The organism is Syntrophomonas sp. UBA1041, assembly GCF_002316705.1.
In the GTDB taxonomy this organism is placed as follows: Bacteria; Bacillota; Syntrophomonadia; order Syntrophomonadales; family Syntrophomonadaceae; genus DTU019.
In genome coordinates, this window is the sequence record NZ_DCEA01000083.1 from 34,716 (window position 1) to 48,481 (window position 13,766).

At 48.9% G+C, this 13,766-nt stretch carries 12 protein-coding genes; 10 read left to right on the forward strand and 2 right to left on the reverse strand.

Features of this window, described 5'->3' with window-relative positions; genetic code table 11:
* From B2633_RS12425 to B2633_RS12470, 10 genes are all read left to right on the forward strand, one after another.
* Positions 1-829: YheC/YheD family endospore coat-associated protein (locus B2633_RS12425; protein WP_483171005.1), on the forward strand; the 829-nt coding region annotated here is incomplete at its 5' end.
* A 48-nt stretch (positions 830-877) separates the two neighbouring features.
* The gene (locus B2633_RS12430) at positions 878-2,224 is read left to right on the forward strand and encodes a YheC/YheD family endospore coat-associated protein (RefSeq protein ID WP_483171006.1); all 1,347 of its coding nucleotides are present in this window, start codon (positions 878-880) and stop codon (positions 2,222-2,224) included.
* Between the two features lie 236 nt (positions 2,225-2,460).
* Positions 2,461-3,603, forward strand: a complete 1,143-nt coding sequence (locus tag B2633_RS12435; RefSeq protein ID WP_483171007.1) for a S1C family serine protease — start codon at positions 2,461-2,463, stop codon at positions 3,601-3,603.
* A 114-nt stretch (positions 3,604-3,717) separates the two neighbouring features.
* On the forward strand, positions 3,718-4,818 hold the full coding sequence (locus B2633_RS12440) for a 6-phosphofructokinase (protein ID WP_481039131.1): 1,101 nt from the start codon (positions 3,718-3,720) through the stop codon (positions 4,816-4,818).
* A gap of 19 nt (positions 4,819-4,837) precedes the next feature.
* Positions 4,838-5,686, forward strand: coding sequence for a 3-hydroxyacyl-CoA dehydrogenase family protein (locus tag B2633_RS12445; RefSeq protein WP_483171009.1), 849 nt, complete (start codon positions 4,838-4,840; stop codon positions 5,684-5,686).
* Between the two features lie 40 nt (positions 5,687-5,726).
* Complete coding sequence (locus tag B2633_RS12450; protein ID WP_483171010.1) at positions 5,727-6,566, forward strand: PH domain-containing protein; 840 nt, start codon at positions 5,727-5,729, stop codon at positions 6,564-6,566.
* A 163-nt stretch (positions 6,567-6,729) separates the two neighbouring features.
* Entirely contained in the window at positions 6,730-7,917 is a 1,188-nt protein-coding gene (locus B2633_RS12455) for a M24 family metallopeptidase (RefSeq protein WP_483171011.1), read from the forward strand.
* A 122-nt stretch (positions 7,918-8,039) separates the two neighbouring features.
* Positions 8,040-9,104 carry a redox-regulated ATPase YchF gene (ychF, locus tag B2633_RS12460; RefSeq protein WP_483171012.1) on the forward strand — a complete coding sequence of 355 codons (1,065 nt, stop codon included), beginning with the start codon at positions 8,040-8,042 and terminating at the stop codon, positions 9,102-9,104.
* A 192-nt stretch (positions 9,105-9,296) separates the two neighbouring features.
* Positions 9,297-10,634 (forward strand): YheC/YheD family endospore coat-associated protein, encoded by a 1,338-nt coding sequence (locus tag B2633_RS12465; protein ID WP_483171014.1) that lies wholly within the window; start codon positions 9,297-9,299, stop codon positions 10,632-10,634.
* A 44-nt stretch (positions 10,635-10,678) separates the two neighbouring features.
* On the forward strand, positions 10,679-12,325 hold the full coding sequence (locus tag B2633_RS12470) for a putative amidoligase domain-containing protein (protein ID WP_483171015.1): 1,647 nt from the start codon (positions 10,679-10,681) through the stop codon (positions 12,323-12,325).
* Here B2633_RS12470 and B2633_RS12475 read toward each other — a convergent pair.
* Together B2633_RS12475 and B2633_RS12480 are read right to left on the reverse strand one after the other, a co-directional pair.
* Complete coding sequence (locus B2633_RS12475; protein WP_483171016.1) at positions 12,305-13,066, reverse strand: M99 family carboxypeptidase catalytic domain-containing protein; 762 nt, start codon at positions 13,064-13,066, stop codon at positions 12,305-12,307. The genes B2633_RS12470 and B2633_RS12475 overlap by 21 nt on opposite strands.
* A gap of 120 nt (positions 13,067-13,186) precedes the next feature.
* Complete coding sequence (locus B2633_RS12480; RefSeq protein ID WP_483171017.1) at positions 13,187-13,525, reverse strand: DUF503 domain-containing protein; 339 nt, start codon at positions 13,523-13,525, stop codon at positions 13,187-13,189.
* Between the last annotated feature and the right edge of the window lie 241 nt (positions 13,526-13,766).

Sequence of the window (13,766 nt, forward strand, 5' to 3'; positions counted from 1 at the left end):
CCGGGGCTTGCAATCTCATGGGGTGGCAATTTCCAATCCCCCGTTAATAGGCAAGTGGCAAACATATAAAATCCTTAGCGAGCATCCCGAACTGGTCAATCATATTCCCGACACCGAGTTAATAAACAGTTTGAAACAGGTCGACGCCATGATGAACAAATATCATGGGGTATACATTAAGCCCGTTAACGGATCGCTGGGGCGCAATATTATTAAAGTTGTGAAAAGACCCGGATCCAAGCGCTATATTTATCAGTACCGCCGCAGTGAAGGGGTTTTCCGCGGCAGCGCCAGTTCTATGGCCGCCCTGAGACGGAAGCTGCACGGTATCATGGGGCGCCGCCACTATATAGTGCAGAAGCAGATCAATTTGATCCGCAGCGGTGGCAATATACTGGATGTCCGGGTCTTGATTCAAAAGGATCACACCGGTGAATCGTCAATTACCGGTATGGCCTGCCGCGTGGGCAGAAACGGGGCCATAACCAGCAATATCAGCTCAGGGGGCTATGCCCTTAAGGTCAGCCAAGTGCTGCGCTCCCGTTTCCACAGCGAAGAAAAGGCCAATGAAATTATGGAATCCATTCGCTATGTTGCCCTGGAAGCGGCGCGAACACTCGAAAAAACAATTGGTCCGGTCGGCGAAATGGGTGTGGATATAGGCGTGGATCGCGAAGGCCAGATATGGTTTATCGAGGCCAATCTAAAACCGGGCCGGCAGGTATTCAGTTTATTGCGCCAAAATCGGACGCGAATGATGACCATCATAAAACCACTTCTGTATGCCCGCTATATGGCCGGGTTTGAAGGGAGCCCGTCGGTTTCATAGCATTCTGGCAGCCGACGTAAATATATGCTTGATAGAGAGGACAGATATATGAACATTATTACCGGCCGGATCATAATTGGCCACAACTTGCGCAACCGATACCAGATACCCCATATGGATACGGTTACCGTCAGGGTAGGGTGCCGGTTGGTCTCCGCCAAAATGGTCTTTTCAACAACGGGGAAAAGCGGCTATTTGCTGTCACCGGAGCTGGTCAAGGCTTTATACCTTAAAAAAGGGCATAAACTGCGCCTCCGTTATGATAGTGAAGAACAAATGATTCATTTGGGACCGACGGTAGGGATTCTGGCCACCGGCCTGCCCAACCGCTTAAACCCCGATCCGAAAAGCATTCAGGCCGAACTGATTTACCTGAGCCAATTAGGGAAGAGGCTCCCCGGGCAGGTTTATGTTTTTACTCCCAAAGGCATTAATTGGGAAAGAAAAACGGTGCAGGGATATAATTACCGGCATAGTCCATCCGAGAGAGGGCACTGGGCCTCTTCAACATATCCGCTGCCAGATGTGGTTTATGACCGCATTCCCAGTCGCAGGCTTGAATCCATGGCGGGAACGAGTGAAGCCAGAAAAAAACTGTTAGACTTGCCTTATCTGAAATACTTTAATCCTGCCTTTCTGAATAAATGGCAGGTGTACCAAGTTTTGTCGGAAAACCCGGATTTAATGCCATACCTGCCCGAAACCAGATTATTGAATCTTACTGAATTAGAGTCGATGTTGGAAAAATACAAAGTGCTTTTCCTTAAACCCTGCAATGGCAGCCTGGGAAAAGGCATTATTTATGTAAGAAAAAACCAAAACGGGCAGATAAATTATATAATTCATCCTTACAGGCGCTTGCGCGGCCCTGTTAAGAGCGCTCATCAACTATTGGAACGCACCGCTGCAGCCAGGAGGGGAAGACCTTATCTGGTTCAGCAAGGATTAGACCTGGCTAAATATCGCGGATCCACATTTGACATCCGCATTATCTATCAGAAGAATGGGTCGGGGGAATGGCAGATAGGCAAAAAATTTGCCAGGCTTGCGCCCCGCGGAAGCAATATCGCCAACCTCAGCAGCGGGGGAACTTATGAAAAATATAGCAGGATTATGCGTCATCTATTCCGCCGGGACACGCGCAAGAAAAAGCATATCACTGTCAAGGAATTATGCAAAGCGGTGGCAACGACGCTGGAAAGCCAGTGTGAAGGAGTGTACGGGGAAATGGGTCTGGATATCGGCATGGGCCGAAACGGGATACCCTACTTAATTGAAGTAAATTCCAAACCCCGCAAAACCACGGAGAGTTTTTCAAAACCGGACCCGATAGTAGCTACTTTTCGCCGCCCGCTGGAATTCGGCTTCTACCTGGCCGGCTTCCCTAAGAAATAGAGGTACTGGCTAAATAGCCCTAATGGGAAGAAGGGGACGGGGTTGACACGGGGCGGTTCTTTTGGTGACGGTTGGGGACGGTCCTTTTTGTCACTCAGGTGACAAAAAGGACCGTCCCCAACCGTCACCTTCCTTGCATCCCGATATTTTGTGTCCTTGCAGCAAGTTATTCAGGACAAGTCAAATATTTAGTATAATAAGGATGGCAGGTAACATAAAAGAGAAAGGTGGAAAAGATGAACCAAAACCGTACAGTTCAGTTTATCGTTATTTTACTTATCGTTGCCGCCGTAGGATTTGGCAGCTTCTTTCTGGCCGACAGTATCAAGGGCAAAGACGCTGACCAGCAGAATACCCAGAATCAGTTGCAATTACCACAGTCCAGCCCCCTCGGAGGGGGAGCGGTATTGATTGGCCCTACCGGCATTGCTGACATGGTGGACAAAGTCAGCCCGGCAGTGGTTAATGTTGAAACCAGCGCAAAGGTAAGCAATGGCAATCCGTTTATGGATCCGTTTTTCCGCGACTTTTTTGGAGACCGCATTTCCCCGCAACAAAGTGTTCAGACAGCTATTGGCACCGGGGTTATTATTAATGAAAACGGCTATGTTGTAACCAACCAGCATGTCATAGATAAGGCCGAAACCATAAGCGTAAATCTTGCCAATGGGGAGAAATATTCAGCGACAGTGGTGGGACAAGATTATGAATTGGACCTGGCGGTCTTAAAGATATCCGCTAATCAGAAATTTTCCTGGCTGGAATTGGGCGACTCGGACAGTATCAGAGTAGGCGACTGGGTAGTGGCTATCGGCAATCCTTATGGACTGGATCATACCGTTACAGCGGGGTTGGTCAGCGCCAAAGGCCGTCCCATGCAGATTGAGGACCGGGTTTATAAAAATCTTATTCAGACCGATGCCGCCATTAATCCGGGCAACAGCGGGGGACCGTTGTTAAACCTTAACGGGCAGGTGGTCGGCATTAATACCGCGGTTAATGCCCAGGCTCAAGGCATTGGCTTCGCCATCTCCATCAACACCGTCCGCGAGGTCTTAAATGACCTTATTGAGCAAGGCAAGGTAATAAGGCCCTATATAGGCATCTATCTGCAGTCGGTCACTGAAGACATCGCCAAATCTCTGGGGATAGAGGCCAAAGGGATAGTTGTAGCCGGGGTTGAAAGCGGATCACCGGCCGCCAAAGCGGGTTTGACTCAGTATGATGTCATCATCCAGATTGATCAAACCCCGGTAAACACTTATGATGAACTTCAGGAAATATTAAAAAAGCACAAAGTGGGGGATACCATTACACTAAATATAATCCGCAATCGGGCTGCTATGCAGGTATCTCTTGTTTTGACAGAAAAACCATAATCACAACAGGGAAAATCTATAACAGCAAAGAATAAAGAAAGGACAGAGCCGCTCTGACCTACTGGCTATTATGGCCTGAGCCTGGTTCTGCGATTGAAGGAGGAGAGTATTTGAATGTCTAAGGTAAGGCATATCGGCATACTTACCGGGGGAGGGGATTGTCCCGGATTGAATGCGGTAATTCGGGCTATAACCAAATCAGCCACCATTAAATACGGAATAGAAGTAGTCGGCTTTATGGATGGCTTTCGCGGCCTGGTGGAAAATAATTATATGTCTCTGGACCTTCGCCGGGTCTCCGGTATCAGTCATACCGGCGGCACTATTCTGGGAACCAGCAACCGTGATAACCCGTTTTCGTTTATTACTGTCACCCAGGAGGGACATCATCAAACCGATGAATCAGACCGGGCCATTGGCAATCTTCAGAACCTCGGCCTGGACGGCTTGATTGTAATCGGCGGGGACGGGACTCTGAATATCGCCAGCCAGTTCTATGCAAAAGGGATCCCCGTGGTGGGAGTCCCTAAAACCATTGATAATGATCTTTCTGCAACCGACGTTACCTTCGGATTCAATACTGCGGTAAATACAGCTTCGGAGGCCCTGGACCGGCTACATACCACTGCCGAGTCACATCACCGGGTGATGATTCTGGAAGTAATGGGCCGGTACAGCGGTTGGATAGCCTTGCATGCTGGTATTTCCGGCAGTGCCGACGTCATTCTCATTCCCGAGATCCCGTTTTCGATAGATGCGATTCTTAAGAAAATAGCGGAGCGGTATCGCCAGGGCAAGAAATTCAGCATTATCGTGGTAGCCGAAGGAGCTTACCCTGTGGGGGGAGAAATGGTGGTGCAAAACTACGTTCCTACCAGTCATGACCCCATTCGTTTAGGCGGAATTGGTGACAAGGTAGCTGAAGATCTGGGAAAGGTACTGCGTAATGTGGAAATACGGGTAACCGTTCTGGGCCATCTGCAAAGAGGCGGCTCGCCGATTCCTTTCGACCGCATCCTGGGAACCCGCTATGGGGTGGCAGCGGTAGAATCCTTTATACACGGTGAATATGGCTCCATGGTAAGCCTGCAAGGTACTGAGATAAAATCAGTTCCACTGGCCGATGCCATCAAAGAGATCCGCAAAGTTAATCCCAATGGAGATCTGGTTTCAGCAGCCCGGGGCATTGGGGTCAGCTTTGGCGATGCAACGTAACCGGAAGGGGTAATATGCAGTGAAGACGATAACCGTACTCGGAGCAGGCATTATGGGGGTGGGTATTGCCCAGGTCGCAGCTGCAGGGGGGTATCATGTGATCCTGCGCGACCTCCAGAAAAAGCTGGTGGATGATGGGATCAATGCTATCGAAAGGCATTTACAGGCCCGGGTTGATAGCGCCCAAATCAATCAGGAAGAAATGGAACAGATCTTGGCTCGTATTGAAGGCGCCACTGATTTGGAACATTCCGGCCAGACTGATCTGGTTATTGAGGCGGTAGTTGAAAACATGGCAGTCAAGAAGCAGATTTTCACGCAAATGGACAGCATTTGCCCTGCGCATACCATCCTGGCTTCCAATACCTCCACCCTTTCCATAACCGAGATAGCGGCTTCTACCCATCGAGCTGACAAAGTACTGGGGATGCATTTCTTTTACCCGGTGCCGACCCGGCCCCTGGTCGAACTGGTAAAGGGCCTGGAAACAGCAGATGAAACCATTGCCACGACTCGGGAGTTCTGCTCCCGCATCGGCAAAACCAGTGTGGTGCTAAAGAGAGAAAGCCCCGGCTATCTATATAACCGCATGGTTTTATCCTTGATCAACGAGGCCATTCACATTTACGGTGACAACCTGGCCTCCCGGGAGGATATTGACCAGACAGCTTGTGCGGGCCTGGGAATTCCACTTGGACCGCTGGCCTTAGCTGATGTAATCGGTCTGGACAACCTCTATAACGCCATGTTGCTGCATTGCGAAGAATTTAAAGACAATAAATATCGCCCTCACCCGTTGTTTACCACCATGATCAGGGCCGGTCACCTGGGCAAAAAAAGCGGCCGGGGGTTTTATGAGTATAAGTAACCATATATAGTATGATTGGCGTTGGAAGGAGACGGAGTAAATGGAATATCGCGCAAAACCGGGTAAAGGAGTCTGGCTCACAGTCTTCGTAGTAGTCGCAGCATTTGCGCTTGCCTTGTGGGGGATCGAATATTCGCTGGATCCGGAAGACCGGGTGTTAAAGATAATGCTGTTAGCGCCTACCTACCTATTTATGGCGATTTTTGCCTTTTTGGCAGTGGGGGCCTTTAATCTCTCTTACAGGGTAGGGGAGAAGGGTTTAAGCCTGCAATGGGGAGCATATACCAAAGTCGTGCCCTGGAAAGAGATTACTCACGTGATAAAAGTGGTGGGGAAGTGCAACCTGTGCTCCATAATAGGAGCGGATTGGCCCGGTTATCAGGTGGGGATATATATAGCCAAAGGCCTGGGCCCCATTCGCTTGTATGCCACCTATCCTGATGAAGGCTTTATTTACATCAAAAGCAATGTAGGGTTTTTTGGGATTACTCCGCCTGCCGAGATGTACGAAGAGATGCTGCAATATATCGCCCAACATGCCGGAAAAGAAATCGAAGTTATAGACATGGATGAAATACCCGAGGAATTAAAAGGGCAGTCGGAAAAAGACGACTATACTTTCAGGCTTTTAAAAAGCATCAACGTGTGGATGCTGTTGGCCTATGGCATTTACCTCCTGGTCTTTTTCCCGGGTTCCGGAGCGCCCAAATTGGTGATTTTACTGCTGGTATTGGCCATCGGGCTGTTCTTTTTCAATACCAGCAACGCCGCCCGCTTATACCAGTTTTCACCCGGCGGCGGGTATGCCATTCTGGCCCTGGGAATCATGGTCAACGGAATCTTTTTTATAGTATCTTTCGGTGAAATAACCTTGAAATGACGAGGCTCTCGAAAATACGGGGAGTGGTCTGACCGTAGTCTGCGGGCGTATCGCTCCCTGCTTTGCTTTCAAGCCGGTTTGATGCGGGCGAGTAGCTGATAGAGAACATAATAAATATTATGTAAACCAAATGGTTGTTACGATTAGGAGGGAGGAGTAAGTAATGTTGTTAACGCCTAGAGAAGAGATTGAATCAAGAATTCAAAAGTTCCAGCAAGAATTGGCGGGCAAAGAATTGGACGGAGCGGTCATCGTCTTGAACAGTGACATGTTCTACCTGGCCGGAACGGTGCAAAACGCCCAGCTTTTTGTACCGGCGCAGGGCGAACCAGTCTTGATGATCCGCAAGAGCCTGCGCCGGGGCCAGGAAGAATCCCCGCTGAAAAACGTGGTCCCCATGAAGAGCGTAAAGGATATGCCCGGTATACTGCAGTCCTTTGGATACGGTTCTATGGGCAGAATCGGATTGGAATTTGACGTCCTGCCGGTGAACAACCTGACTACATATCAACGCGCTTTCCCCAATACCGCCTTCCTTGATGTAAGCCCGCTGCTCAGGAAGATCCGCATGATAAAGTCGCCGTTTGAAATAGAACAGGTGCGGGCCGCCATGCGTATTCTGGACGCGGGTTTTGCTGAGATACCGAGAGTGCTCAGGGAAGGGATGCGGGAAGTCGAACTGGCCAGCTACCTCGAAGCGGCTATGCGGCGGGCGGGTCTGGCAGGAAATGCTAAGATGCGGGCTTTCAACCAGGATTACTACCTGGGTAATGTCTGCGTGGGCAGTTCCGGCGCCATGGCCAGCGGTATGGACGGTTCAGTTAGCGGCTGCGGACTCACCCCTGCCTGGCCACAGGGCGCGGGCAATAAAATTATAAAGCGCAACGAAGTCGTGTTTGTTGATTATGTAGGGGTCGCCAACGGTTATTGCGGCGATCAAACCCGGGTTTTCTGCATAGGGCAGCTGCCCCCTAAGATGGAGCAAGCCTTTAAGGAAGCCATGATGATCAATGAACAGATGCTGAGTATTTTAAAACCCGGCACTGCGGCGGAAGAACCCTATCTGCTGGCGGTGAAAATTGCTGAAGAACTGGGCTATAAGGAGCATTTCCTGGGCTACAGGGAGGACCGGGCGCGCTTTGTGGGTCATGGGGTGGGTTTGGAGACCGATGAGATGCCGGTATTCGCCCCCGGGCTGAAGAACCCCATAGTTCCGGGCATGGTTTTTGCCCTGGAACCCAAATTCGTATTTGAGGAAGGGGCTATCGGTACGGAGAGCACCTATGTCATGACCGAAGACGGGCCGGAGTGTTTGAGCATTACTCCGCAGGCCATAGGCTATATAGAATAATCCTGTACCGCCTTGTAAGTGTAAGACGGATACTAAATACAGTCTGAACCAAAGCTAACTAAATAGTTATTACATCTCAATAGCTGTGGAAATTCATCATTGTCTAAGAAGGGAACGATCTAATGCAACTCGGAATAATCGGACTGCCGCTGGCAGGCAAAACCACCATTTTTGAATTGATGACGGAAAGCAAGGTCAAAACCCAGGGGGTCGGCAAAACTAACACCGCCATGGCGCGTGTTCCGGACCACCGGGTCGACTGGCTGTCTGCTCTGTATAAACCTAAAAAGACCACCTATGCGCAATTGGAAATGGTGGATATACCCGGGCTGAGTCCGGGCAGCGAAAAGGCTGCTACGATGTTTTTGGACTCGGTGCGAAAAGCCGACGCATTGCTGCATGTGGTGCGGGTTTTTACTGATTCCAATGTCCCTTATCAAGGCGATGGGATTAACCCGGTAAGAGACATAGAAAACATTCATTATGAACTGCTCCTGGCCGACCTGGGTTTGGTGGAACGCAGGATTAAACGCATCGAAGAGAGCAAGAAGAAAAAAGGCCAGGAGAAAGAGCTGGCCCTGCTGCATAAGCTCCAGCAAGCTCTCGAGAATGAACAGGCTTTATCCACGGTGGAACTGGATCAGGAGGAAAACGACTTGTTGTTGTCATATCAGTTTTTAACCACCAAGCCCATGCTGGTCTGTCTTAATATCGGGGAAGATCATCTGGCTGAAGGCACTTATCCCGGTCAGGATAAGGTGAGGGCTTATCTGGAAAGCCATCAGCTCCCCTATGTCGAGGTCTCCGCCAGCATCGAGAGGGATATTGCCGAGCTTGATGGAGATGAGCGTCAGGAATTTATGCAAGAGCTGGGTTTACAGGAATCCGGCATGGTCAGGGTGGCAAGGACTGTATATCAAAGCCTTGATCTTTTATCGTTTTTTACCGTAGGGGAAGATGAAGTCAAGGCCTGGACCGTCACTGCAGGCAGCCCGGCGCGCAAGGCTGCGGGCAAGATCCATTCTGATATTGAACGCGGCTTTATTCGCGCCGAAGTGGTGGCATTTCAACATCTTTATGAGATGGGAACTATGGCTGCGGTTAAAGAAAAGGGCCTGTTCAGGCTGGAAGGCAAGGAGTATGTGGTGGCTGACGGCGACATCATCCATTTTCGTTTCAACGTATAAGTGAGCCTCGTCAGATTGACTTAGGGACTATCCTAAAACAACCGCTATTCATCAAAAAGATACTTAATCGACACTGTGGTACCGGCATATTACGTGCCGGTATTTTTATTTTTAGCATCTTGTTAACACAACAAGCACGGTATATTTGCATTACTCATATGATGGATTATAAAACAAACAAGGGGCAAAAGGATGCAAAAACATATTATTGCTGAATTAGAAGTAGCCAGATCCCAAAATGACAGAGCAATTCAGGAAGTATCAGCATACGCTGGCAGCCAGTCCTGCCCGGTCAGGTATCAGCGCACGATACTACGGGGCAAAGCAGACTTGGCTGCGCTTTCCAGGAAAATAGCGGTGCGTTTGAAAATGCCGGCCTGGTCATATAATATTTACCATTCTGACGAACATTCTCTCTATTTAGGGCCTGTGGTAGGGATTCTCAGCAGTGCGATAAGGCCCGGGGGCTATCCGGGACGTTCCGAGACGAGGATAAATAAAGAAATGATCAGATTCGCCCGCAGGCGAGGGGTATTCATCTATATGTTCGGGGCATCCGGGGTTGACAAACGAAAAGGCCTGATAGAAGGAGTAACCACTAATCTGAATAACGAATGGATGCAAGGCCTGTTTCCTCGCCCTGATATCGTCTACAATCGCATTCGCAAGCGCAGTCTGGAAAAAAGCCCGGCGATCATTGCTTTGTTGAATCAGTTTGAAGCAGACCCCGACATATTTATGTTTAATAGCCGCTTTTTAAACAAATGGGAAGTATACCAGGCGGCTAGCGGTGTGCCGGTTACATCCAGCCTGTTTCCGCTCACCATGTCATTCAATCACGGAAACCTGGAGGTAATGCTCAACAATTATGGCCAGGTTCTAATTAAGCCGAGTCATGGGTCGCTGGGGAAAGGCATCATTAAGATTAAGGCCCAATCCAACCGCTATTACCTGGCTAAATCAAGCGGCCCAACCCAATGGCATAAGTACAATTCAATTGATGAACTATACACTGCTATTAAGGATAAAATGCGTGTAAACGACAACTCTTTGCTGCAGCGCGTAGTGGAACTATGCAGATACAAAGGAAGAATATTCGACATCCGCATTCAGTTTCAAAAAGATGCCGCCAGTTCATGGGTTACGACTGGAGCAGCAATAAGAGTGGCAAGCAGAGGCCAATTTGTAACTCATATCCCCAATGGCGGCCGGGCCGAAGCTTACAACACGGTTATCCGTCATGTTTTTCCCAACCCTGCCGTCAGGGCTGGGATTAAGGACCAACTCGACTACATTTGCAGCAACGTTCCCGTACTACTGGAAGAGCGCTTGGGATTAAATCTAGCCATTGTATCCATGGACATCGCCATTGACCCCGATGGGAAATTATGGATATTGGAGGTGAATTCTAAGCCATCCCATTTCAACGAGCCGGATATTCGCCGCCATCACCTGCAGCTATTGACTGATTATTGTATCCACATGGCTGCAGAACAGAGAATGAAACTAACAGAAAGGTCTAGCTTATGAATATCCAATTCATGTATGCTGCCAATGAAACCGCAAAACAACTTATGGAACACCTGAATCAGCCAGAAGTCGATATCACCGCTGCCGAAACTACATTTTTGGGGCTGGAATACTTCGATATCACAATCGTAAACGGCTCTAAACGGATCAGGATGCTGAACCCTCCTCAGGCAATGACGCTAGCCATGGATAAAGAAAAGGCGTTTGCCGTTCTTCAGGCCAACAAGATCCAATGCCTGAACAGCGAAGAAGACAGCATCAACCGCACTTATCAAATCCTGGTCTGCGATCTGGCGATTCTCTCTATTCGTGTTGAAACCCTGGGTAAAGCGGCCAAGGTAAAGTATATCAAAGAAAATGAAAGCATGAAGGTGGCTCAATTGGCACGCCGGGCTTCAATCCTGCTGGGTTTGGATATGTTGATGGTAGAAGTCGTCTTAACTGGTAAAAGAAAATGGAAGATCGCCGGATTTGATCTGTCCCCGCAATTGCGCGTTAAAGACGTTGAACGACTGGCCAAAAAACTGGAGAAAATAATCTCTCAGGATGAGCGCGAGGTCAAGTTGGGGGCTGACCCTGAATTCATGATGGTAAACAGCAGAAGCGGCAAAATGGTGGCGGCTTCGGAGTTTTTTCCCAAAGACGGCATGGTCGGCTGTGACGCCATACGCCTGCCCAATCGGCAGCAGAGGCCGATTGCGGAGATTCGCCCCCGGCCAGACCGTGATCCCCAGCATTTAATCGTTAATATAAGGGACGCTCTGCGCAATGCCAACCGGCTGGCACCTTACCCAAATGTCAAATGGGTGGCAGGCAGTCAGCCGTTTCCAGGCTATTCAATCGGAGGTCATATCCATTTCAGCAATATAACTCTCAACGCCGGGTTGCTTCGTGCCTTGGACAACTACCTGGGCATCTCGGTATTTCTTATAGAAGACCAGACTACTGCGGTAAAACGCCGCAGACGCTACGGGCGGCTCAGCGAATATCGCACCAAAAGCCACGGGGGATTTGAATACCGTACCCCGGGGAGCTGGCTGGTCAGCAAAGAAATTGCCACAGCGGTACTATGTCTGGCGAAAATAGTAGTGAGCCGATATGCTCAACTACAGGGCAATTACCTCAATAATGCGGAAGCGCAGCAGGCCTTTTATAAAGGCGATCAAGAGTACTTTCGCGCTTTATTCTCTAAAATTTGGGCGGATATTGAGGCCCTGGACCTGGCCTCACAATATGCCGCGGACATATCGATTATTCCCTGGATGATTGAAAATCGCGTCTCCTGGGACGAGAAAAAAGACCTGCGCAGGACCTGGAAAATAACAGCTCCAAAAAAAAAAGAAGAACAGTTTATCGCAGCAGACGACTTGGCAGCCTCCATCGCTGAGACCTATGGTGAGAGGAACGATTCAGGTCATGCGAACAATGACTCGGATTTAAGCCAAACCGGGAACAGGCCGCGCGGGAGGCAATCCAGTACGAATACGCCGCTAGCGGCCCGCAATCCGCGTACGTTTTACAATCCCCGCAGCACACACAGCAATATCTCTTTTTCGCCAGACCTGAACAGGTATCGTCCGCTGCATAGAGATATACAGATCAATAACCCTGACTTTGCCAGGGTTATTAGACCGCAACATATTCGCCGGGCTTTGACCAGCTTCGAGATGTTACCGCATATTCAGGCGTGACAGCATCGTATTAGCGGCTTTTAGCTGGTAATTCACGCGTGTGCTCAAGGAGGGGTTATCGCAGGTTTCGAAAATAAATGCATGTACCCCCAGGTACTGCCCGGCCGCCCTGGCCAGACTCCCTTTTACCGGATACCTGAACAGGCTGAATTTTTTATAAGAAGTGCTGATATTTCCGTTGAGGTTCTTAACGATCGCACTGGCCATGGTCTTGGTGGTGCTGTTGGGGTAATATATCAGGCTTTGGCCTACTGATTTGGTGAGTTTAGTATAGCCGTAGCCTTCATGCATGTCCATCAGCCAGTCAACATCATACTTCTTTACAGCCGACCAGATCGATCTAGCCAGGGCAGTATCAGCGGATTGGGTTTTGCCCTGAGGGAAATCGCGGTTTAAGTCGCCGTTGTAAGTACGGGTATGCCGGGCTACCGCCTTTTTGTTAGCCTGGGGCAGCACTATCAGTTTACCTTTTTTGATGTCCCAGTTCTTAACCTTGGCTGCTGCAGTATAACCGGCGGGTTCATTGCCATGAACACCGCCCACGATCATTACTACCGGACCGGGTTTTCCGCTGTCGCGGATGTACATAGGAGTAGCATATATAGTGCCAGAGGCGATGGTGACAGTTTTGACGGTATCTGCTTGTGCTACCGGCGCTGCTACAGCTAAGCCAGAGAATGCTAGTACTGTAATTAGAGTCATAATGCAACAACGTTTTAACAGTGCGCTTACTTTTTTCAAAATTACTCATTCCTTTCCTCGATAAATTTCTTTTTACAAAAAAGTAAGTTGTGACAAAATTCTACAAAATTTAGGAGAATCCTGCCCATTTATCGAGGTAAATAATGGAAGAGTATGGATTTAATCGGAAATGATGGGAATGATATCGAAATTGAGCCCGATGATTTCGGCTTCAGAGAGGTGTAGGTCGAGGGTGGAGCGCACGGCTTCACGAATGAGATTAAGATCGGTTTGAGATGCTGCGACGGCTGCAAAACCGAGCATGGAACGCTGCCATAAATCCTGATATTTAATTTCCAATGCTGAAATATTTATGCGCTTCTTCAGGCGGTCCAGGATGCTGCGGATCACCATGCGCTTATCTTTCAGATTAGCGGCATAAGGAAGAAACAATTCGCAATGGCCATAAATCACATACATCGGCAGGTTGTTCCTTTCATGGGAGAATTGAGGAGACACGACCTTATTGTAGCAGATTTGTCAGCAGGACCGCAAAATCTTGGTAGTGATAGAACCGGCGCCAAGGCCGGAACAACAATAATTGTCACGATATATCGTTTTCTCATAATTACTCTCATTAAACGATCAGTGCCAATAATGTTTCCTATTCTGCGTCCCAGTTATAGGCGGCGTATTTTTTAAAATTGAACATGAGCAGTGTAATAAATACCAACCAGGGTATCAGGGACAGTAAAGAAAA